This is a genomic window from Burkholderia sp. SR8 (assembly GCF_052851275.1).
In genome coordinates this window covers 1-21,092 of record NZ_JAULUC010000041.1, presented here as the reverse complement: position 1 = coordinate 21,092, position 21,092 = coordinate 1, and the positions used below count along the sequence as shown (strand labels likewise).

20 protein-coding genes are annotated in these 21,092 nt (G+C 69.4%); 14 read left to right on the top strand and 6 right to left on the bottom strand.

Annotated features, from left to right (window positions below):
* The first annotated feature begins 17 nt into the window (after nt 1-17).
* Nucleotides 18-998, top strand: coding sequence for an acetyltransferase (locus Q3A80_RS30510; protein ID WP_446332500.1), 981 nt, complete (start codon nt 18-20; stop codon nt 996-998).
* A gap of 54 nt (nt 999-1,052) precedes the next feature.
* Here the strand turns inward: Q3A80_RS30510 and Q3A80_RS30505 are convergent, their stop codons facing one another.
* Nucleotides 1,053-1,505 (bottom strand): nuclear transport factor 2 family protein, encoded by a 453-nt coding sequence (locus Q3A80_RS30505; RefSeq protein ID WP_446332499.1) that lies wholly within the window; start codon nt 1,503-1,505, stop codon nt 1,053-1,055.
* Between the two features lie 13 nt (nt 1,506-1,518).
* A complete protein-coding gene (locus Q3A80_RS30500) occupies nt 1,519-1,998 on the bottom strand; it encodes an SRPBCC domain-containing protein (protein WP_446332498.1) in 480 nt (159 codons plus the stop codon).
* A 359-nt stretch (nt 1,999-2,357) separates the two neighbouring features.
* Between Q3A80_RS30500 and Q3A80_RS30495 the strand changes: the two genes are divergently transcribed.
* Entirely contained in the window at nt 2,358-3,836 is a 1,479-nt protein-coding gene (locus tag Q3A80_RS30495) for a cryptochrome/photolyase family protein (RefSeq protein WP_446332497.1), read from the top strand.
* A gap of 51 nt (nt 3,837-3,887) precedes the next feature.
* Here Q3A80_RS30495 and Q3A80_RS30490 read toward each other — a convergent pair whose 3' ends face one another.
* From Q3A80_RS30490 to Q3A80_RS30480, 3 genes are all read right to left on the bottom strand, one after another.
* Nucleotides 3,888-4,010 (bottom strand): hypothetical protein, encoded by a 123-nt coding sequence (locus Q3A80_RS30490; protein WP_446332496.1) that lies wholly within the window; start codon nt 4,008-4,010, stop codon nt 3,888-3,890.
* On the bottom strand, nt 4,001-5,233 hold the full coding sequence (locus tag Q3A80_RS30485) for an MFS transporter (protein WP_446332495.1): 1,233 nt from the start codon (nt 5,231-5,233) through the stop codon (nt 4,001-4,003). Before Q3A80_RS30485 ends, Q3A80_RS30490 begins: the two co-directional genes overlap by 10 nt.
* A gap of 225 nt (nt 5,234-5,458) precedes the next feature.
* Complete coding sequence (locus Q3A80_RS30480) at nt 5,459-6,409, bottom strand: LysR substrate-binding domain-containing protein (RefSeq protein ID WP_446332494.1); 951 nt, start codon at nt 6,407-6,409, stop codon at nt 5,459-5,461.
* Between the two features lie 122 nt (nt 6,410-6,531).
* On the opposite strand from Q3A80_RS30480, the gene Q3A80_RS30475 reads away from it, so the two are divergent.
* Together Q3A80_RS30475 and Q3A80_RS30470 are read left to right on the top strand one after the other, a co-directional pair.
* The gene (locus Q3A80_RS30475; RefSeq protein ID WP_446332493.1) at nt 6,532-7,596 is read left to right on the top strand and encodes an alpha/beta hydrolase family protein; all 1,065 of its coding nucleotides are present in this window, start codon (nt 6,532-6,534) and stop codon (nt 7,594-7,596) included.
* 162 nt (nt 7,597-7,758) lie between these two features.
* Nucleotides 7,759-8,511, top strand: a complete 753-nt coding sequence (locus Q3A80_RS30470; RefSeq protein WP_446332492.1) for a 4'-phosphopantetheinyl transferase family protein — start codon at nt 7,759-7,761, stop codon at nt 8,509-8,511.
* A gap of 21 nt (nt 8,512-8,532) precedes the next feature.
* On the opposite strand, the gene Q3A80_RS30465 is transcribed toward Q3A80_RS30470, so the two are convergent.
* Nucleotides 8,533-9,453, bottom strand: coding sequence for a glutamate/aspartate ABC transporter substrate-binding protein (locus Q3A80_RS30465; protein WP_446332491.1), 921 nt, complete (start codon nt 9,451-9,453; stop codon nt 8,533-8,535).
* Nucleotides 9,454-9,677: 224 nt separating this feature from the next.
* On the opposite strand from Q3A80_RS30465, the gene hutH reads away from it, so the two are divergent.
* The 10 genes from hutH to Q3A80_RS30415 all read left to right on the top strand — a co-directional run.
* Nucleotides 9,678-11,201 (top strand): histidine ammonia-lyase, encoded by a 1,524-nt coding sequence (hutH, locus tag Q3A80_RS30460; protein ID WP_446332490.1) that lies wholly within the window; start codon nt 9,678-9,680, stop codon nt 11,199-11,201.
* A gap of 4 nt (nt 11,202-11,205) precedes the next feature.
* A complete protein-coding gene (hutC, locus tag Q3A80_RS30455; protein ID WP_446332489.1) occupies nt 11,206-11,901 on the top strand; it encodes a histidine utilization repressor in 696 nt (231 codons plus the stop codon).
* Nucleotides 11,902-11,940: 39 nt separating this feature from the next.
* Nucleotides 11,941-13,629: a urocanate hydratase gene (gene hutU / locus Q3A80_RS30450; RefSeq protein ID WP_446332488.1), complete on the top strand. Its 1,689-nt coding sequence runs from the start codon at nt 11,941-11,943 to the stop codon at nt 13,627-13,629.
* A gap of 2 nt (nt 13,630-13,631) precedes the next feature.
* Entirely contained in the window at nt 13,632-14,243 is a 612-nt protein-coding gene (locus tag Q3A80_RS30445) for a HutD/Ves family protein (protein ID WP_446332487.1), read from the top strand.
* Between the two features lie 4 nt (nt 14,244-14,247).
* Complete coding sequence (hutI, locus tag Q3A80_RS30440; RefSeq protein WP_446332486.1) at nt 14,248-15,471, top strand: imidazolonepropionase; 1,224 nt, start codon at nt 14,248-14,250, stop codon at nt 15,469-15,471.
* A gap of 150 nt (nt 15,472-15,621) precedes the next feature.
* Nucleotides 15,622-16,998, top strand: coding sequence for a formimidoylglutamate deiminase (locus Q3A80_RS30435; protein WP_446332485.1), 1,377 nt, complete (start codon nt 15,622-15,624; stop codon nt 16,996-16,998).
* A gap of 57 nt (nt 16,999-17,055) precedes the next feature.
* Nucleotides 17,056-17,853 carry an N-formylglutamate deformylase gene (gene hutG / locus Q3A80_RS30430; protein ID WP_446332484.1) on the top strand — a complete coding sequence of 266 codons (798 nt, stop codon included), beginning with the start codon at nt 17,056-17,058 and terminating at the stop codon, nt 17,851-17,853.
* Between the two features lie 727 nt (nt 17,854-18,580).
* A complete protein-coding gene (locus Q3A80_RS30425; protein ID WP_446332483.1) occupies nt 18,581-19,393 on the top strand; it encodes a gamma-glutamyl-gamma-aminobutyrate hydrolase family protein in 813 nt (270 codons plus the stop codon).
* A gap of 11 nt (nt 19,394-19,404) precedes the next feature.
* Nucleotides 19,405-20,742 (top strand): glutamine synthetase family protein, encoded by a 1,338-nt coding sequence (locus Q3A80_RS30420; RefSeq protein WP_040144606.1) that lies wholly within the window; start codon nt 19,405-19,407, stop codon nt 20,740-20,742.
* A gap of 28 nt (nt 20,743-20,770) precedes the next feature.
* Nucleotides 20,771-21,092 (top strand): aminotransferase class III-fold pyridoxal phosphate-dependent enzyme (locus Q3A80_RS30415; protein WP_446332482.1); only part of this gene is annotated, 322 nt, incomplete at its 3' end.

Below are 21,092 nucleotides of genomic sequence, written 5' to 3'. Positions count from 1 at the left end.
CGATGGAGCAACGAACGATGCAGGACAACCACAACGCGCGGCATTTCTTCGCGTTCAACGGCGACGCGGACGGCCTGTGCGCGCTGCAGCAGCTGCGGCTCGCGGAGGGCGAACGCGGCACGCTCGTGACGGGCGTGAAGCGCGACATCAGGCTGCTCGAGCGGATCGACGCACGGGCCGGCGATCGCGTGACCGTGCTCGACGTGTCGCACGACCAGAATCGCGACGCATGCGCGCGGCTGCTGCGCGACGGCGCGGCGGTCCGCTACTTCGATCACCACTTCGCGGGCGAGCTGCCGGGCGAGCCGCATTTCGATGCCCATATCGACACGGCCGCCGACGTCTGCACCAGCGTGCTCGTGAACCGCTATCTCGGCGGCCGGCACGTGCGCTGGGCGATCGTCGCGGCGTTCGGCGACGAGCTGCCGGCGCTCGGCGACGCACTCGCGCGCGAGCATGCGATCGACGAAGCCGAACGATCGACGCTCGCCGAACTCGGGCTGTATCTGAACTACAACGCGTACGGCGATTGCGTCGGCGATCTGCATTTCGATCCGGCGGTGCTGGCCGACGCGATGCTGCCGTGCATCGATCCGCTCGACTTCGTGCGCGGCACGCCGGTGTTCGCCGCGCTGCGCGACGGCTATCGCGACGACATGGCGCGGGCATGCGCGCTCGCGCCGCTGCGCGACGTGCCGGGCGCGACGCTGATCAGGATGCCCGATCATCCGTGGGCGCGACGCGCGACGGGGATGCTCGCGAACGAACGGATGCGCAATGCGCCGCATGCGGCGCTTGCGGTGCTGTCGCCGCGTGCGCAAGGCGGCCTGGTCGTCAGCGTGCGCGTGCCCGACGGGCGGCCGCTCGGCGCCGACGAGTTCTGTCGCGGGTTCCCGACCGGCGGCGGGCGCAAGCGCGCGGGCGGCATCAACCATCTGCCGGAAGCCGAGTTCGACGCGTTCGCCGAGCGTTTCGAAGCGGCGTTTCGGGTCGACTGACGAGCGCGGGCGGTAACGCGTGCGTCGTGCAGCACTGACGACGCACGCGCGTGCTCAACCGGTCGCATTCGCGAGCACGGCCGGCACGTTGTGGCCGTAGCAACGTTCCTCGACGCGCTCGGCGATCCGCCAGCCCTGCGCGGTGCGCACGAACCGGTCGACGTACCACAGACCGAGAAACATCACCTGCGTGCCGCCGTCCGGCAGCGCGACTTCCATCGGATTGAAGCAGATCGTGCGGCCGCGCGCGGTGTCGCCGTCGAGCGTGATCGACAGGTTGCCGACCATGTGCTGGTACTGCGGAAACTGCGGCAGCACGGTGCGCAGCCACGCCTTCACGTCCGGATACGCGCCGGCGATGCCGCCCATCGCACGATAATCGATCGCCGCGTCGTGCGTGAACACCGTATCGAGCGCGTCGAAATCGCGCGCATCGATCGCGCTCGCGTACGCGACGATCAGCTCGCGGATGTCGTGATGATCGGACAGGGTCCGCAGATCGGGCATCGGCCGCTCCCGGTCATGCGCTGTTGCGCCGGCGTGCCGCATGCAGCGTTTCGGCGCGCTGCTTCACGTCGCGCGCGCACTGGTCGAAGCCCTGTTTCACCCAGCCGCCGTGCTCGCGCATGATCGTTTCCGCGTGGATGCCGAGAAACTGATCGGTCGTGAAGTAGCGGCAGCGCTCGGCGCCGTCGGCTTCGACGTACTGGTCGCGGCGCGCGGCGTCCTTGTTGTCGTCGGTCGGACGTTGTTCCCACGACAGCAGGCGCTCCGGCTCGTACGCGACGAGAATCTCGTCGACCGGGATCACCGTGCCCGTCCCGGGAATGCGCACCTGCATGTGCACGAAATCGCCGATCCGGCCGGTCGTTTCGAGGCCGATGCAGAACGTGTTCCATTCGCCGTAGCGCGGGAAGTCGGTCAGCACTTCCCAGACGACGGACGCGGGCGCGTCGATCGCGACGGTGATCGACGTGACGAGGTTGGCTGGTTTGGTCATGGCGGGTATCGGGTGACAGTGAGGAACGGGCCGCGGCGTTTCGCAGCGCGAGCGGTCCGCGCGGGTGCCGGCAGGCATCGCCGGTGCGTCGTGCGATGCGTGGAATCCGCACGCGGTGCGCACGCGTCGCGCATCGCGGCGAATCCGACATCGAGCGTAGACCGGTGCACGCGGCGCAGAATCGTCGGAATGGACTAAGGCGTTTCACCGGGCCCGCGAATCGGCGATTGAGCGATAGCACGGTGGCAGCGCCGGTAAGTGGCGCCCGGGCACGTACCGCATCCGTTCCGGACATCGACATCGGCCGACCCTGCCGCGACAATACTGATCGCCTTTCCGTTTCCTGCCGCGAGGTGCCCGTGCCAGCCAAGCCGTCCGTTGCTCCTGCCGTCGTGTGGTTCCGCGACGATCTGCGCGTGACCGATCAGCCCGCGCTCACGCGCGCGGTCGCGTCCGGCCGGCCGCTCGTGTGCGTGTTCGTCGACGATACGGGCGAGGGCGTGGGGCGTGCGCCCGGCGGTGCCGCGCGCTGGTGGCTGCACGGCTCGCTTGCGGCGCTCGACGCGGCGCTCGCGCGTCATGGCGGCCGGCTGCTGCTGTTGCGCGGCGATGCGCGGCGCGAGATCGAACGTGTCGTGCACGACACGGGCGCGGCGGCCGTGTACTGGAACCGCCGCTATGCGCAGCCGCAGCGCGATGCCGACGCAGCACTGAAAGCGTCGCTGAAGGCCGGCGGCATCGATGTCGAGAGCGGCAACGGCAGCCTGCTGAACGAACCGTGGGAAGTGCTGACGGGCGCCGGCACGCCGTTCCAGGTGTTCACCGCGTACTGGCGCGCGGTGCGGCGCGATCGCACGGTCGCGGCACCGCTGCCGGAGCCTGAGCGGATCGTGTTTCATCCGTGGCCGGCCGGCGTGCGCGAACGCGCGCCGGCACTCGATGCACTCGCGTTGCGTCCGCACGCGCCGGACTGGGCAGGCGGCCTGCGCGACGCATGGCCGAAGCCGGACGAAGCCGGTGCGCATGCGCGGCTCGACGCGTTTTCCGCCGAGTTGCTGGCCGGCTACGCCGACAGGCGCGACCGGCCCGACGCGCTTGCGACGAGCCGGCTGTCGCCGTTTCTGCGCTTCGGCAACGTATCGCCGCGTCAGGTGTGGCATGCGGTGCAAGGCGCCGCGCAGGCGGGCGGTGCCGCGTGCGCTGCCGGTGCCGAGAAATTCCTGAGCGAGCTCGGCTGGCGCGAATTCAGTTACGTGCTGCTGTATCACTTTCCGGCGCTCGCGACCGACAATTTCCGCGCGCAGTTCGACGCGATGCCGTGGCGCGACGATTCCGTCGCGCTGCGCGCGTGGCAGCGCGGGCTGACCGGCTATCCGTTCGTCGATGCGGGGATGCGCGAGCTGTGGACGACCGGCTGGATGCACAACCGTGCGCGGATGGTCGTCGCTTCGTTTCTCGTCAAGCACCTGCTGATCGACTGGCGCGCCGGCGAGCGCTGGTTCCACGACACGCTCGTCGATGCGGACGCCGCGAACAATCCGGCGAACTGGCAATGGGTCGCCGGCTGCGGCGCGGACGCCGCGCCGTATTTCCGCATTTTCAATCCGGTGACGCAGGGCCGGAAGTTCGACCCGCACGGCACGTACGTGCGCCGCTGGGTGCCGGAACTCGCCGGCCTCGACGCGGCGGCGATCCACGCGCCATGGGAAGCGTCGCCGGGCGAACTGGCGGCGGCCGGCGTGCGGCTCGGCGTCGATTATCCGGCGCCGATCGTCGATCACGACGGCGCGCGGCGCCGTGCGCTGGATGCGCTCGCCGCCTTGCCGAAACGTCGCTAGGCGCGGCCGGGCGACGCCGCACATTCGTCCGTGCGGCGCCGCACGTTGCGCTCAGTCGCAGAACGCCGCGCGCTCGAGGAGAGCAAGCGCGACACCCGAATCGAAGTACGCGGCGCCGCACCACGCGACGAACGCGAGCACGCCGGCGGCCAGCACCGCGCGGATCACGCCCATGCCGGCTTGCCCGGCGCCGGACGCGCGATACGTGCATCGTCGATCGGCAGGTGCAGCAGGGCGGCCAGCACGCCGAGCGCGATCGAGCCGATCCACAGCGGCAGGTAGGAGTGCGTCGCGTCGTACACGAGCGCGCCGAGCCATACGCCGAAGAAGCTGCCGAGCTGATGCCCGAAGAACACGACGCCGAACAGCGTCGCGATGTAGCGCACGCCGAATACCTGCGAGATCACGCCGTTCGTCAGCGGCACCGTGCCGAGCCACGTGAAGCCCATCACGGCCGCGAATGCATAGACGCTCGCGGGCGACAACGGCGCGGCGACGAACGCGGCCATCGCCAGCGCGCGCACGAGGTACAGCACCGACAGCACGTACTTGCGCCGCAGCAGCCCGCCGAGATGGCCGCATGCGTAAGTGCCTGCCACGTTGGTCAGCGCGATCAGCGCGAGCGCGACGCTCGCGTGGCGCGCCGGCAGGCCGTGATCGAGCAGGTATGCGGGCAAGTGGGTCGCGATGAACGCGAGCTGGAACCCGCACGCGAAGAAACCGGCATTCAGCAGCCAGAAGCCGCGATGCGCGAATGCCTCGCGCACCGCCGCGCCGATCGACTGGTCGGGGCCGCCCGCGTGGCTCGCGGTTTTTGCGGGCCGGTCGCGCACCGCGACGGCGAGCGGCGCGAGCACCACGGCGACGACTGCGAGCGCGACGAATGCATGCCGCCAGCCGATGCCGCCGATCAGCACTTGCGCGACGGGCACCATGCAGAACTGGCCGAGCCCGCCGATCGCGCCGGCGACGCCGAGCGCCCAGCTGCGCCGGTCGGGCGGGAACAGCCGGCTCAGCGCGCCGTAGATCGACGCGAAGGCCGATCCCGACAGCGCGATGCCGATCACGAGCCCCGCGCCGAGCGTGAACATGCCGGCCGACGCGGCCAGCGCCATGATGACGAGCCCGGCCGCATACAGCAGCATGCCGGCGACGATCACGCGTACCGAGCCGAAGCGGTCGGCGATCATCCCGGTGAACGGCTGCGCGACGCCCCAGATCAGGTTCTGCAGCGCGAGCGCGAGGCCGAACGCTTCGCGCGACCAGCCGTGGTCGAGCGTGACGGGGGAGAGGAACAACCCCTGCACGTGGCGGATACCGAGCGCGGCGCCCATGATCAGGCCGCCCGCTAGCACCGGCAGCCAGCGGCGCCGGGTGTCTTGTTCGATCGGGGTCATGCGTGTCTCCGGATCAATGCGTGCGGCACGACGGCCGCGTTCGACCCGATTAGACGATCCGGCACGATGCCGTTCAAGCGATGATTCGGTCGCGTTCGCATGCGTGTGGGGAATGCGAGGGTGGTGATGGCAACGGAGTCACAGTGTCGGCGCATCGCTTGCGCCCAGGCGACACGCGCGCTCAGCGCTGCGCGCGTGTGGGCTCAACGCTGAAACTGCTCGCGCCTACGCCTGCGGCAGCGCCGCGCCGTACGCGCGGATCGCGGCGTCGCATTCGGCCGCTTCCGCGACGATCCAGTCGCGCACGTCGGCCACTTCGCGGCGCGGTGCCGGATCGTGACGGAAGAACAGCCAGTAACCGTACGCGTCCGGCAACGCGTCCGAGTGCGGGCCGACCACCGCGAGCCGGCCGTCCGCGAGCATCGGCGCGACGAGCGCGAGCCGTCCGAGCGCAACGCCCTGGCCCGCGATCGCGGCCTGAATCACCTGATCGTACTGGTTGAAGCGCAGCACGCCCTTCGGGCGCGCATCGCCGAGCCCGGCCGCGTACAGGTGCGCATGCCACTGCAACTGCGTTTGCGGCGGCCCGTCGAATTCGAGCAGCACATGGTCGGCGATCGCGGCCGCATCGGTGACGGGCCGCGCGGCCAGCGCCGGGTGCGCGACCGGCACGACGATCTCGTCGAACAGATGCAGCGCGCCGGCCGGCGCGCGCTCGCGCGGGCAGTAGCGGATCCCGAGGTCGATGCCTTCCGCGCGCAAATCGAGTACCTTGTCGTTCGCGGCCACGCGCAGGTCGATGTCCGGCAGGCGCGCCTGCAGCCGGCCCAGCCGCGGCAGCAGCCACAGTGCGGTGACGCCGATGCTCGCGGTGATCGTGACGGGCTGGCGTTCGCGCGCGGCCGCGAGCGCCGCGACGGTGTCCTGCAGGCTGAGCAGCGCGGCATCCGCGGCACGGAACAACCGCTCGCCTTCCGGCGTGAACGCGATTTTTCGATAGCCGCGCTGCAGCAGCGCGACGCCGAGATGCGCTTCGAGCGCGTGCACCTGGCGGCTGACCGCCGACTGCGTGACGCACAGGTCCTGCGCAGCGAGCGTGATGCTCATGCGGCGGCCGACGGCGACGAAGCCGCGCACGAGGTCCAGCGACGGGAGACGGACGAGCGGCGTTGACATGCGTGGGACTCATGCGAACGGATCAGCAAGATTGGTTGAGAACGCCAGGCGCGTCAAGTTCAATGGAGGCTGGCCCACCGCGCCGGGCGCCGCGTCGTGCGGTGCCCCGGACAGGAGACAGGATGACGATTTCGAACGAAGCAGGCGGCGCGGCGCGCGGTCGGCGCGCGACCGGCGAGGCAACCGATCGTCCGGCGGAGGCGTTGCCGCCGGAACCCGTGACGCTGATCGCGGCCGACGGTTACGTGCTGCGCGGCTATGTGTGGCGGCATCGCGGCGGCGCAGCTGCACGGCCGGTGACGGTCGTCAATTGCGCGACGTCGGTGCGCTGCGACTATTACTTCCGCTTCGCGGCGTGGCTGTTCGCGCAGGGGCGCGACGTGCTCGTCTACGACTATCGCGGGATCGGCGGATCGCGCCCCGCGCGGCTCGCGGCGCTGCGCGCGAACTGGCTCGACTGGGGCCGGCTCGATTGCGAGGCCGCGCTGCAGTATGCGCGCGACGCGTTTCCCGGCCAGCCGCTCGACGTCGTCGCGCACAGCATCGGCGGCTGCGTGCTCGGGCTCGCGGCGTCGAATGCGCACGTGCGCCATGTGGTGACCGTCGGCGCGCAGTATGCGTACTGGCGCGACTACCGGCCGGAAGAGCGCCGGCGCATGTGGTGGAAATGGCACGTCGCGATGCCGGCGCTCGCGGCCGTGTTCGGCTACGTGCCCGCGAAGCGGCTCGGGTGGATGGAAGACACGCCGCGCGGCGTCGCGCTGTCGTGGGTACGTTCGCGGCCGCGCTTCGAGGACGCGTACACGCGCGGCCCGCTCGCCGAACCGGCCGCGAGCCGGGCCGCGCTGCCGGACCGCTTCGCGCGGCTGTCGGCGCCGATGCTGGCGATCGGTCTCGACGACGACGGCTTCGGCACGGTCGACGCGATCGAGCGGCTGGTCGGCTACTACACGGGCAGCGACGTCACGCACCTGCGGATCGCGCCGCGCGACATCGGCGTCGACACGATCGGCCACTTCGCGTTTTTCCACAGCCGCTTCGCCGACACACTGTGGCCGGTCGCGCTCGACTGGCTGCGGCACGGCGCGCTGCCGGCCGATGCGCCGGGCCGCGTGCACGCCTGCCATCCGGCCCGGCGCGCGAGACCGGCGGGAAGCGGCGTGCCGGGTGCCGTCGCACACGGCTGAGCACGCACGTATGCAACCCGGCCATCGGCCGACGCAGCGACGCAGTGACGATGCGCTTGCGCCTGCGACGCGGCCAGCGCGAGCCACGCCCGATCGCGCGGTTCTGCGTTCGGCGCGATCGATTAACATCGGACGTTTGATCCGACTGGCTCCTGCATGCCGATGTCCGTTCCACCCGATTCCGAGATCTCCGCCGACTTGCCCCGCGCGTGGCGCATACACGCGCTTGACGTGCCGCGTGCCGCATCGCGTGCCGGCGTGCAGGTCGCGCGCATCGACTTCGACTGGCGCGTGCCGCTCGCGGCGCCTGCCTATGCGGCGCTGAGTGCCGCCGAGCGCGCGCGTGCCGGACGCTATCTGAGGCATGAGGACACGGTGCGCAGCGCCGCGACGCGGGCCGCGCTGCGCGACGTGCTCGGCGCCGCGCTGGGCCTCGCGCCGCAGGACGTCGCGATCGTCGTCGACGAAGCGGGGCGGCCGTCGCTCGATCCCGCGCATCGCGCGTCGCTCGATTTCAACGTGTCGCACGCGGGCGATCACGCGCTGATCGCATGGGCGGATCACGCACGCGTGGGCGTCGACATCGAAAGCTGCAGCCGCCCGGCCGACTGGCGCGCGCTGACCGGCGAAGTGTGTGCGCCGGCCGAGGCTGCGTATCTCGACAGCCTGCCGCTCGCCGCGCGTGCCGACGCGTTCATGCGCGTGTGGTCCGCGAAGGAGGCATTGCTGAAGGCGCTCGGCACCGGCATCGCCGGCGGGCTGCGCGCGTTCGCGGTCGTGCCGCCGCGCGATGCGGCGACGCCCGCGACGACGATCGTCGAGCCGGCCGCGCCGGCCGCCGGCGTGGCCGCGTTCGACGCGGGCTGGCTCGACGCGGCGCCGGGCTACGCGGCGTGCGTCGCGTGGACGCGCTGACCAAACTGCACGCCGCGCGGCTCACTCGAGCGGCACATCGTTCGGCGCCGCGTAGCGCGCCTTGATCGCGTCGCTCATCGGGAAGTCGAACGCGAGCCCCTTCGGCGGTACCGGCTTCATGAACCACTTGTCGTACAGCGCGTTGATCTCGCCGCTCTTCATCAACTGCACGAGCACGCCGTCGACGAGCGCCTTGAACTGCGGATCGTCCTTGCGCAGCATGAACCCGTACGCTTCCGACGATTGCGGCGTGCCGACGATCGTCCAGTCGGCCGGTTTCGCCGCGAGCTGGCGCACGCCGGCGAGCAGCACGTCGTCCATCATGTAGGCGGCCGCGCGGCCCGATTCGAGCGTGAGGCGTCCCTCGCCATAGTCCTTCGCGCTGATGATCTGCATGTTCATCTTCTTCTTCTCGTTCATCTTGCGCAGCAGGCGTTCGGACGTCGTGCCCTGGTTCGTCACGACCGTCTTGCCGGCGAGATCGGGGAAGTCGCGGATGCCCGAATTCGTGCGCGTGAGCAGGCGCGTCGTCGCGACGAAGAAGGTCGTCGAGAACGCGACCTGTGCGTGCCGCGCGGCGAGGTTGGTCGTCACCCCGCATTCGAGATCGACGGTGCCGTTCTGCACGAGCGGGATCCGGTTCTGCGACGTCACCGGGATGAAGCGCACCTGCAGGTCGGGCTTGCCGGTGCGCGCTTTTACCGCCGCGATCACGCGATCGCACAGGTCCTGCGAGAAACCGATCACCTTGCCGCTCGCATCGACATAGGAGAACGGCACGGACGTCTCGCGATGGCCGATCGCGATCAGATTGGCTTGCCGAACTTTCTCGAGCGTGCCGCCCGGCGGCTCGGCGGCGAGCGATGCGCCGCACGCGAGCGCGCAACTGGCGACGAGCAGGCTGCGGCCGAACAGGGCGGTCAACCGGGGCGGAAGGGTCATGGCGGGTCTCCGTAAGCGCATGGCAGGGAAGTGCGGATTCGTATGTTGCCAAAGAAAAAATAATTGCAACATATGTTAATCGGCCGACTTGACGCGCGGCCCTGGGGCCTGCGCAGGGCATCAGGGAAATTCCCGAGTCGAAATCGTGAAAACGGACTTGTCTAGACAAGTTGCGATGGCTACACTGCAATCCATCCCGAACTTGTCTAGACAGGATTGCTCACATGATTACGTTGACCCCCGGCCACCTGACCCTTCCGCAACTGCGCAAGATCGCTCGCGAATCCGTGCAGCTGAAGCTCGACCCGGCGAGCTTCGCGAAGATCGACGCGGGCGCGAAGGCCGTCGCCGACATCGCGGCGAAGGGCGAGCCGGCATACGGCATCAATACGGGCTTCGGCCGCCTGGCCAGCACGCACATCCCGCACGACCAGCTCGAGCTGCTGCAGAAGAACCTGGTGCTGTCGCACGCGGTCGGCGTGGGCGAGCCGATGGCCCGCTCGTCGGTGCGCCTGCTGATGGCGCTGAAGCTGTCGAGCCTCGGCCGCGGCCACTCGGGCATCCGCCGCGAAGTGATGGACGCGCTGATCACGCTGTTCAACGCGGACGTGCTGCCGCTGATTCCGGTGAAGGGCTCGGTCGGCGCGTCGGGCGACCTGGCGCCGCTCGCGCACATGTCGGCCGTGCTGCTCGGCGTCGGCGAAGTGTTCATCCGCGGCGAGCGCGCGAGCGCGCTGGACGGTCTGCGCGTCGCGGGCCTCGCGCCGCTGACGCTGCAGGCAAAGGAAGGCCTCGCGCTGCTGAACGGCACGCAGGCATCGACGGCGCTCGCGCTCGACAACATGTTCGCGATCGAAGACCTGTATCGCACCGCGCTCGTCGCGGGTGCGCTGTCGGTCGACGCGGCAGCCGGCTCGGTGAAGCCGTTCGATGCGCGCATCCATGAGCTGCGCGGCCACCAGGGGCAGATCGATGCGGCAGCGTCGTACCGCGAACTGCTCGAAGGCTCGCCGATCAACCAGTCGCACCGCGACTGCGACAAGGTGCAGGATCCGTACAGCCTGCGCTGCCAGCCGCAGGTGATGGGCGCGTGCCTGGACCAGATGCGCCACGCGGCCGACGTGCTGCTGGTCGAAGCGAACGCCGTGTCGGACAACCCGCTGATCTTCCCGGATACCGGCGAAGTGCTGTCGGGTGGCAACTTCCACGCGGAACCCGTCGCGTTCGCGGCCGACAACCTCGCGCTCGCCGCGTCGGAAATCGGCGCGCTGGCCGAACGCCGCATCGCGCTGCTGATCGACGCGACGCTGTCGGGCCTGCCCCCGTTCCTCGTGAAGGACGGCGGCGTGAACTCGGGCTTCATGATCGCGCACGTGACGGCTGCCGCGCTGGCATCGGAAAACAAGACGCTCGCGCACCCGGCGTCGGTGGACTCGCTGCCGACCTCGGCGAACCAGGAAGACCACGTGTCGATGGCGACGTTCGCCGCACGCAAGCTCGCCGACATCGCGGACAACACCAAGCACATCCTCGCGATCGAACTGCTGGCCGCCGCCCAGGGCGTCGACCTGCGCGCGCCGTACCACACGAGCCCGAAGCTCGCGCCGGTGATGGAAACGATTCGCAGCAAGGTCGCGCACTACGAGCTCGATCACTACTTCGCGCCGGACATCGCGGTGATCGCGAAGCTGGTCGGCGAGCGTGCGTTCGCGACGGTGGCGCCGTTCTCGTTCGCATCGGAACAGTAAGCCCATGAGCGCGCCGGTCTACCAGGAGATCAAGGATTTCATCCTGGGCCGCATTCACGCCGGCGAGTGGGCGGAGGGCGACCAGGTGCCCTCCGAGAACGAACTGGCCCGCGAGTTCAAGGTCGCGCGCATGACCGTCAACCGCGCGCTGCGCGAGTTGACGGCCGAGCAGGTGCTGACGCGCATGAAGGGCGCCGGCACCTACGTCGCGCGGCCGAAGTACGAGTCGACGCTGGTGGCGATCCGCAGCATCTCGGAGGAGGTCGACGCGCGCGGGCATGCGTACCGCGCCAGCGTGCTCGGCCTCGAGACGATCCGCGCCGACGAGGCGCTCGCCGACGAGATGCAGGTGGCCGTGCGCGCGAAGCTGTTTCATTCGCAGGTGTTGCACTTCGAGAACGACGAACCCGTCCAGCTCGAAGAACGGTGGGTGAATCCGGCGGTCGCGCCGGATTATGCCGAGCAGGATTTCACGAACACGACGCCGAACCTGTACCTGATGCGCGCGGCCCCGCTGCAGCGCGTCGAGTACCGGATCGAAGCGGCGGCTCCGGCGCCCGAGCGGCGCGAGCAGCTGCGGATGGACGGCGTCGAGCCGTGTCTGGTTTTACATCGGCGCACCTGGTCGCAGGGCGTCGTCGCCTCGGTGGCGGATCTGTGGCATCCCGGCAGCCGTTATCGCTTCACCGGGCATTTCTGATTCCTTGTTGATATTCACTTTCCTTCGGGAGCAGTCGTCATGAACCATCCGAAACACATCGATCCCCGTCTCGATCCGACGCGCACGATCCGCGCGCCGCGCGGCAGCGAGAAGGTCTGCAAGACCTGGCTGGCCGAAGCGGCCTACCGGATGATCCAGAACAACCTGGATCCGGAAGTCGCCGAGCATCCGCACGCGCTCGTCGTGTACGGCGGCATCGGCCGCGCGGCGCGCAACTGGGAATGCTACGACCAGATCCTCGCGTCGCTGAAGGATCTCGAAGAGAACGAAACGCTGCTGATCCAGTCGGGCAAGCCGGTCGGTGTGTTCCGCACGCACAAGGATGCGCCGCGCGTGCTGCTCGCGAACTCGAACCTCGTGCCGCACTGGGCGACCTGGGATCACTTCCACGAGCTCGACCGCAAGGGCCTGATGATGTACGGCCAGATGACGGCCGGCAGCTGGATCTACATCGGCAGCCAGGGCATCGTGCAGGGCACCTATGAAACCTTCTTCTCGGTCGCGAACCAGCACTTCAACGGCGATCCGTCGGGCCGCTGGATCCTGACGGGCGGCCTCGGCGGGATGGGCGGCGCGCAGCCGCTCGCCGCGACGATGGCCGGCTTCTCGATGATCGCAGTCGAATGCGACGAGACGCGCATCGACTTCCGCCTGAAGACGCGCTACGTCGACAAGAAGGCGACGACGCTCGACGAAGCGCTCGGCATGATCGAAGAAGCGAAGCGCGACGGCAAGCCGGTGTCGGTCGGCCTGCTCGGCAACGCGGCCGACGTGTTCGCGGAACTCGTCAAGCGCGGCATCACGCCGGACTGCGTGACCGACCAGACGAGCGCGCACGACCCGATCAACGGCTACCTGCCGCAGGGCTGGACCGTCGCGCAGTGGCGCGAGGCGCAGAAGGTCGATCCGCAGAGCATCGTGAAGGTCGCGAAGCAGTCGATGGCCGTCCAGGTGCGCGCGATGCTGACGCTGCAGGAACGCGGCGCGGCGACGCTCGACTACGGCAACAACATCCGCCAGATGGCGCTGGAAATGGGCGTCGAGAACGCGTTCGACTTCCCGGGTTTCGTGCCGGCCTACATCCGCCCGCTGTTCTGCGAAGGCAAGGGCCCGTTCCGCTGGGTCGCGCTGTCCGGCGATCCGGAAGACATCTACAAGACCGACCAGAAGGTGAAGGAGCTGATCCCCGACGATCCGCACCTGCACAACTGGCTCGACATGGCACGTGAGCGCATCGCGTTCCAGGGCCTGCCCGCACGGATCTGCTGGGTCGGCGTGAAGGATCGCTACCGCCTCGGCCAGGCATTCAACGAAATGGTGAAGAACGGCGAACTGAAGGCACCGATCGTGATCGGCCGCGACCACCTCGACACCGGCTCGGTCGCGAGCCCGAACCGCGAGACGGAATCGATGAAGGACGGTTCGGACGCCGTCAGCGACTGGCCGCTGCTGAACGCGCTGCTGAACACGGCCGGCGGCGCATCGTGGGTATCGCTGCACCATGGCGGCGGCGTCGGGATGGGCTTCTCGCAGCACTCGGGCGTCGTGATCGTCGCGGACGGCACCGCCGACGCGCACGAGCGTCTTGGCCGCGTGCTGCTGAACGACCCGGCGACGGGCGTGATGCGCCACGCGGATGCCGGCTACGAACTCGCGCAGCAGACGGCCCGCGAAGCCGGCCTGAAGCTGCCGATGCTCGGCCGCTGAGCATGACGGCGCTCGACCAGGCGCCGCTGCACGCAACGACGATCCGCGCAGCGGATCTCGTTGCGTCGCCGTGGAAGAACGGCGGCGGCGTGACGCGCGAAATCGGCGCATTCCCCGTGGGCGCCGCGCTCGACGCATTCGCATGGCGCGTGAGCGTCGCCGACGTCGCCGCAGCCGGCCCGTTCTCGCGCTTCGACGGCGTCGACCGTACGCTGGTGCTGCTGTCCGGCGCGGGCATGACGCTCGCGGAAGCGGGCGGCGCGCGCCACGTGCTCGATACGCCGCTTGCGCGTGCGGACTTCGCCGGCGAAGCCACGATCGACGCGACGCTGCACGACGGCGCGACGCGCGACTTCAACCTGATGACGCGACGCTCGGCGGCACGCGGGACGCTCGACGTGTGGCCCGAGGGCACGCATCGCGTCGAGCGCGCGGATACCGTGCTGCTGTTCTGCGCGACGGGCGCGGTCGGTGTCGACATCGACGGCGCGCACTATGCACTGCAGGAAATGGACACGCTGCGACTCGACGGGCCGCAGCGTGCGTTTGACGTCGTCGTGAGCGGAGGCGGCGCGCTGCTCGCCGTGTCGCTCGCCGTCGGCGAACGAGACTGAACGCATGAAACCGACTGTCTGGCATCACCTGAGGCTGTGTCCGCACGGCCATCCCGACGAAACGATCGACGACGCGGCGATTGCCGTCGACGAAACCGGCACGATCGTATGGCTCGGCCCGTTCTCCGCGCTGCCGCACGGCTATGCGCACTGGCAGCGGGAAGACCTGCACGGCGCGTGGGTGACGCCGGGCCTCGTCGACTGCCATACGCACCTCGTGTACGGCGGCACGCGTGCCGACGAGTTCGCGCAGCGCCTCGCCGGCGTCAGCTACGAGGAGATCGCGCGGCAGGGCGGCGGGATCGTGTCGACGGTGCGCGCGACGCGCGCGGCCGACGAGACGACGCTGTTCGTGCAGGCCGCCGCGCGCCTGCAGCCGCTGCTCTCCGAAGGCGTGACCGCGATCGAGATCAAGTCGGGCTACGGGCTCGACCTCGCGAGCGAGCGCAAGATGCTGCGCGTCGCGCGCCAGCTCGGCGAGCGCTTCCCGGTCACCGTCTACACGACGTTTCTCGGCGCGCACGCGCTGCCGCCGGAATACGCGGGCCGCGCCGACGAGTACATCACCGAAGTGTGCGAGCGGATGCTGCCTGCACTGGCCGACGAAGGCCTCGTCGACGCGGTCGACGTGTTCTGCGAACGCATCGGCTTTTCGCTCGCGCAGACCGAGCGTGTGTTCGACGCCGCGACGCGGCGCGGCCTGCCGGTGAAGCTGCACGCGGAACAATTGTCGAACGCGGGCGGCACCGCGCTGGCCGCACGGTATCGCGCGCTGTCGGCCGACCACCTCGAATTTCTCGACGAAGCCGGGATCGAGGCGATGAAGGCGGCCGGCACGGTCGCCGTGCTGTTGCCCGGCGCGTACTACTTCATTCGCGAAACGCAACTGCCGCCGATCGCGCTGCTGCGCAAGCACGGCGTGCCGATCGCGCTCGCGACCGATCACAACCCCGGCACGTCGCCGCTCGAATCGCTGCTGCTGACGATGAACATGGGCTGCACGCTGTTCCGGCTCACAGTGCCCGAGGTATTGCAGGGCGTCACGCGCCATGCGGCCGCCGCGCTCGGCCGCGCGCATCGGCACGGCGTGCTGGAGGCCGGCCGCCAGGCCGATTTCGCGGTCTGGTCGGTCGGCTCGCTGGCGGAGCTCGCGTACTGGATCGGCCGGCCGCTGTGCGAGCAGGTCGTGCGCGGCGGTTCGACGGTGTTTCGCCGGATGAACGGCTAGCTTTGCATGGGACCGGACCGAGCGCCGATGCGGTCGGTCCGGCAGATCGCCGCGGGGCAGCCGCAAGCGCTGACGCGCCGACGCCTGCCGGCCGCGGCGAGGAACCGAACCGGGTGCTGAAGCGCCAGGTCCGGTCGACAAGGACTCACGATGACCGACTCTATGTTGTTCGCGGACCATGCCTACCTGTCCGATGGCTGGCGCCGCAACGTGCTGCTGCGCTGGGACGCGGCCGGCACGCTGACCGACGTGACGCCCGACAGCGATGCGCCGTCCGGTGTCACGCGCGCGGCCGGCCCCGTGCTGCCCGGCATGCCGAACCTGCATTCGCACGCGTTCCAGCGCGCGATGGCCGGGCTCACCGAATACCGCGCGAATCCGGCCGACAGCTTCTGGAGCTGGCGCGACCTGATGTACCGCTTCGCGCTGAAGATCACGCCCGATGCGCTCGCCGCGATCGCGCGCTGGCTGTACGTCGAGATGCTCAAGTGCGGCTACACGTCGGTGTGCGAATTCCACTACGTGCATCACGCGCAGGACGGCTCGCGCTATCCGCAGATCGCGGAGCTCGGCGCGCGCGTGGTCGACGCGGCGCGCTCGGCCGGCATCGGCATCACGATGCTGCCGGTGTCCTACCAGTTCGCCGGTTTCGGCAACAAGCCCGCGCGTGACGACCAGCGCCGTTTCATCAACACGCCGGACGGGCTGCTCGAACTGCTCGACGCGATGCGCCGCATCGCGCCCGAACACGGCGCGCTGCGTTACGGCGTCGCGCCGCACTCGCTGCGCGCGGTGTCCGAGAACGGGCTGCGCGTGCTGCTCGAAGGGCTGCCCGACGACGCGCCGGTGCACATCCATATCGCCGAACAGACGGCCGAAGTCGACGATTGCGTGCGTGCGTACGGCGCGCGCCCCGTGCAATGGCTGCTCGATCGCTTCGACGTCGATGCGCGCTGGTGCCTCGTGCATGCGACGCACGTCGATGCGGCCGAAACGGCAGCGCTCGCGAAGCGCCGCGCGGTGGCGGGCCTGTGCCTGACCACCGAAGCGAATCTCGGCGACGGCGTGTTCCCGGCCGTCGACTATCTCGCGCAGGGCGGCGTGATCGGTGTCGGCTCTGACAGCCACGCATCGGTCGACTGGCGCTCGGAGCTGCGCCTGCTCGAATACGGGCAGCGGCTCGTGCATCGCGCGCGCAACGTGCTCGCGAGCGACACGCAGCCGCATGTCGCGGATCGTCTGTTCGACGCATCGCTCGCGGGCGGCGCGCAGGCCAGCGGGCGGCGCATCGGCGCGCTGCGCGCAGGCTGCCGCGCCGACTGGCTCGTGCTCGATCCCGACCATCCGGCGATCGCCGAACACGGCAGCGACGCATGGCTGGCGGGCGCGGTGTTCGCCGAGCATGGCGACACGCCGGTGCTCGACGTCTACACGGGCGGCGAGCGCGTCGTGAGCGGCCGCCGTCATCGCGACGAAGCCGCTGCGTATGCAGACTATCGCGCCGCGCTGGCGCAACTGCTGCGCTGAACGCGCGGCTCCGGTGCGCGCGATCCGCGCGCCGGCAGACTTTTACGGTGATGCGACATGACTGAACAACCGGCTGTATTCACGCTGAAGCAGGGCACGCTGCCGCTGCTGATCTCGATTCCGCACGCAGGCACGCACATTCCCGACGACATCGCGGCGACGATGACGCCCGATGCGCGCTTCGTCGACGATTGCGACTGGCACCTCGAGCGGCTGTACGGGTTCGCCGCGACGCTCGGCGCATCGATCCTCGTGCCGTCGCATGCGCGTTACGTGGTCGACCTGAATCGTCCGCCCGACAACGAGAACCTGTATCCGGGGCAGGACACGACGGGGCTCGTGCCGGTCGACACGTTCGACAAGGTGCCGCTGTATCCGGCGAACGCGCTGCCGGGCAACGACGAGATCATGCGCCGTCGCGACCGCTACTGGCGTCCGTATCACGACGCGTTGCAGGAAGAGATCGCGCGGCTCAAGCGCGAGCACGGCCGCGTGCTCGTATGGGAAGCGCATTCGATCCGCTCGCACGTGCCGCGCTTCTTCGAAGGCCGCCTGCCGGACTTCAACTTCGGCACGTCGAGCGGCGCGAGCGCGCGGCCCGGCCTCGCCGAGGCGCTGGCCGCGTGCGTGAGCGCGCACGGCGGCTACACGGCCGTCGCGAACGGGCGTTTCAAGGGCGGCTACATCACGCGTCACTACGGCGTGCCCGACACCGGCGTCGAGGCCGTGCAGCTCGAACTGTCGCAGATCACGTACATGGAAGAGACGCGTCCGTATGCGTACGACGAAGCGCGCGCCGCGCGAATCGTGCCGCTGTTGCAGACGCTCGTCGAAACCGCGCTCGCGCATCGCTGATCCGTCTGCCCGCGGCATGCGGCGGCGCGCCTGGACATCGCGCGGCGGGCCGCCGGCGCACGCGGAGCCCGCCGACGCAGTGCACAAAACGGCATCGACCCGGCCGGTCGATGCCGTTTTTTTTTCGTCCGAGCGATACCGCGATCGATACCTGAAAATTTGACGCAATTTTTAGGTGATATAAGCTGAATGTCAGGAAGTCGTCACGCGCGCACCGGCCGCGACGGCGCCGATCAGCGCCGCACCGCGCCGGAATCCGTTGCGAGACACCTTGCCGACGTGTCGCCGCGCGGCATTGCCGCCTCCGCTTCATCGCGACACGTGTCCTGCCTTCATCAGTCAGTCGAGTACGATCGTGAAAGCCGCCAGCCCTTCGATACGCCGGACCCGAAGTCCGTCGGCGGGCGCGCCGCCTCAGGCCGGGCCGATCCGGCATGCTGATCGCGGCACGCGCGCCGCCCTCCCACGCGAGCCCCGTTTCTTCGCCGTGTCCCATCGCGGCCTGCGCCGCTTCAACCTCGTGACCGCGCAAGTGTTCAGCGCGGTGCAGTGCGACGGCAGCGCTTCGTTGTTGCCCTAGCGTCGTTTTCCGCATTCGCATCGGGTCGCCCGGCCTGCTGCCGCTTCGTCCGCGCAGCAGGGCCGCGCATGCGCACGTGCCGTGTCGGCGCGGGCTGTCGTCGTGCCGCGCACCCGTGCGCCGTGCGCGCTTGCCGCGGAGGCGATCATGCGACCGCGCCCGATCGTAGCCGTCACCGCCGACCGCATCATGCGCGGCGCCCATCCGAACCACACGGCCGGCGAGAAATATCTGGTCGCAGTGGTCGACGGTGCCGGCGCGCTCGCGTTCGTGCTGCCCGCGCTCGGCGCGCGCCAGCCGGTCGATGCGATCGTTGCATCGGTCGACGGGCTGCTGCTGACCGGCAGCTATTCGAACGTCGAGCCGCGTCACTACGGCGGCCCGGCGAGTACGCCGGACACGCTGCACGACCCCGCGCGCGACGCGACCGCGCTGCCGCTGATCCGCGCGGCGATCGACGCGGGCGTGCCCGTACTCGCGATCTGCCGCGGGATGCAGGAGCTGAACGTCGCATATGGCGGCACGCTGCATCAGCGGCTCCATGCGCGCGCGGGCTTCCACGATCATCGCGAACGCGACGGCGATCCGCTCGAGCGGCAGTACGGCCCCGCGCACCGCGTGCAGTTCACGCCGGGCGGCCTGCTGCAGCGGGTTGCGCGCGGTGCGCACGACGCGATGGTCAATTCGCTGCACGACCAGGGCATCGCGCGGCTCGGCGCAGGGCTCGCCGTCGAGGCGAGCGCGCCCGACGGGCTGATCGAGGCCGTCAGCGTGCGCGGCGCGCGTGCATTCGCGCTCGGCGTGCAGTGGCATCCCGAATGGCGCCATGCGGAACAACCGCTGTCGCGCGACATCTTCGCGGCTTTCGGCGCGGCGTGCCGCGCACGGATGACGCACCGCCTTCATGCGGCCGGCGGCACCATGCCGTCGCCGGCCGCATCCGACATCGACATCGACTAACGAGGCCGATCATGCAACCCGAACTGAGCGAATTCCTGCGTCAGCACCGCATCACCGAAGTCGAGGCGATCATTCCCGACATGGCCGGCATCGCGCGCGGCAAGATCATTCCGCGCAACAAGTTCGAGTCCGGCGAATCGATGCGCCTGCCGCAGGCCGTGATGGTGCAGACCGTCACCGGCGATTATCCGGAGGACGGCACGCTGACCGGCGTGACCGATCCCGACATGGTGTGCGTGCCCGATCCATCGACGATCTGTCTGATCCCGTGGGCCGTCGATCCGACCGCGCAGGTGATCCACGACTGCGTGCATTTCGATGGCTCGCCGGTCGAGATCTCGCCGCGCTACGTGCTGCGCCGCGTGCTCGACCTGTACCACGCGAAGGGTTGGAAGCCGGTGGTCGCGCCCGAGCTCGAGTTCTATCTGGTCGACATGAATGCCGATCCCGACCTGCCGTTGCGTCCGCCCGTCGGGCGCACGGGCCGCGCGGAGACCGGCCGCCAGTCGTATTCGATCGAGGCAGTCAACGAGTTCGATCCGCTGTTCGAGGACATCTACGAATATTGCGAGATGCAGGGGCTCGACATCGAGACGCTGATCCACGAGGTCGGCGCCGCGCAGATGGAGATCAACTTCGTGCACGGCGATGCGCTGTCGCTCGCCGACCAGGTGTTCCTGTTCAAGCGCACAGTGCGCGAGGCCGCGTTGCGCCACAACATGTACGCGACCTTCATGGCCAAGCCGATGGAAGGCGAGCCGGGCTCCGCGATGCACATCCACCAGAGCCTCGCCGATGCGCGCACGGGCCGCAACCTGTTCGCCGACGAGGGCGGCGTCGTGTCGCCGATGTTCCACAGCTATCTTGCCGGGCTGCAGAAGTACACGCCCGCGCTGATGCCGATCTTCGCGCCGTACATCAACTCGTACCGCCGGCTGTCGCGCTTCATGGCCGCGCCGATCAACGTGCAGTGGGGCTACGACAACCGTACGGTCGGTTTCCGCATACCGCAGTCGGCGCCGGTCGCGCGCCGCATCGAGAACCGGATCCCGGGCGTCGACTGCAACCCGTACCTCGCATTCGCGGCGACGCTCGCGGCCGGCTATCTCGGTCTCACGCAGCAGCTCGAGCCGACCGAGCCGATCGCATCCGACGGCTACGACCTCCCATACCAGCTGCCGCGCAACCTGGAGGAGGGGATCTCGCTGATGGCCGCGTGCACGCCGCTCGCCGGCATTCTCGGCGACAAGTTCGTGAAGGCCTATCTGGCGCTGAAGGAAACCGAATACGAAGCGTTCTTCCGCGTGATCAGCTCGTGGGAGCGCCGCCATCTTCTGCTGCACGTGTAAGCGTGCGGCACCGACTAGCGGAGGCAACATGACCGAACGAAACGAAACCGGCGCCGCGCGGCCGACCGCCGAATACCGCGCGCTCGACGCCGCGCACCACATCCATCCGTTCTCGGACATGGGTGCGCTCAATCGCGCGGGCAGCCGCGTGATCGTGAAGGCCGACGGCGTGTACCTATGGGACTCGGACGGCAACAAGATCATCGACGGCATGGCCGGGCTCTGGTGCGTGAACGTCGGCTACGGCCGCAAGGAACTGGCCGACGCCGCGTATCGCCAGATCCAGGAGCTGCCGTTCTACAACACGTTCTTCAAGACGACGCACCCGCCCGTGATCGAACTGTCGGCAA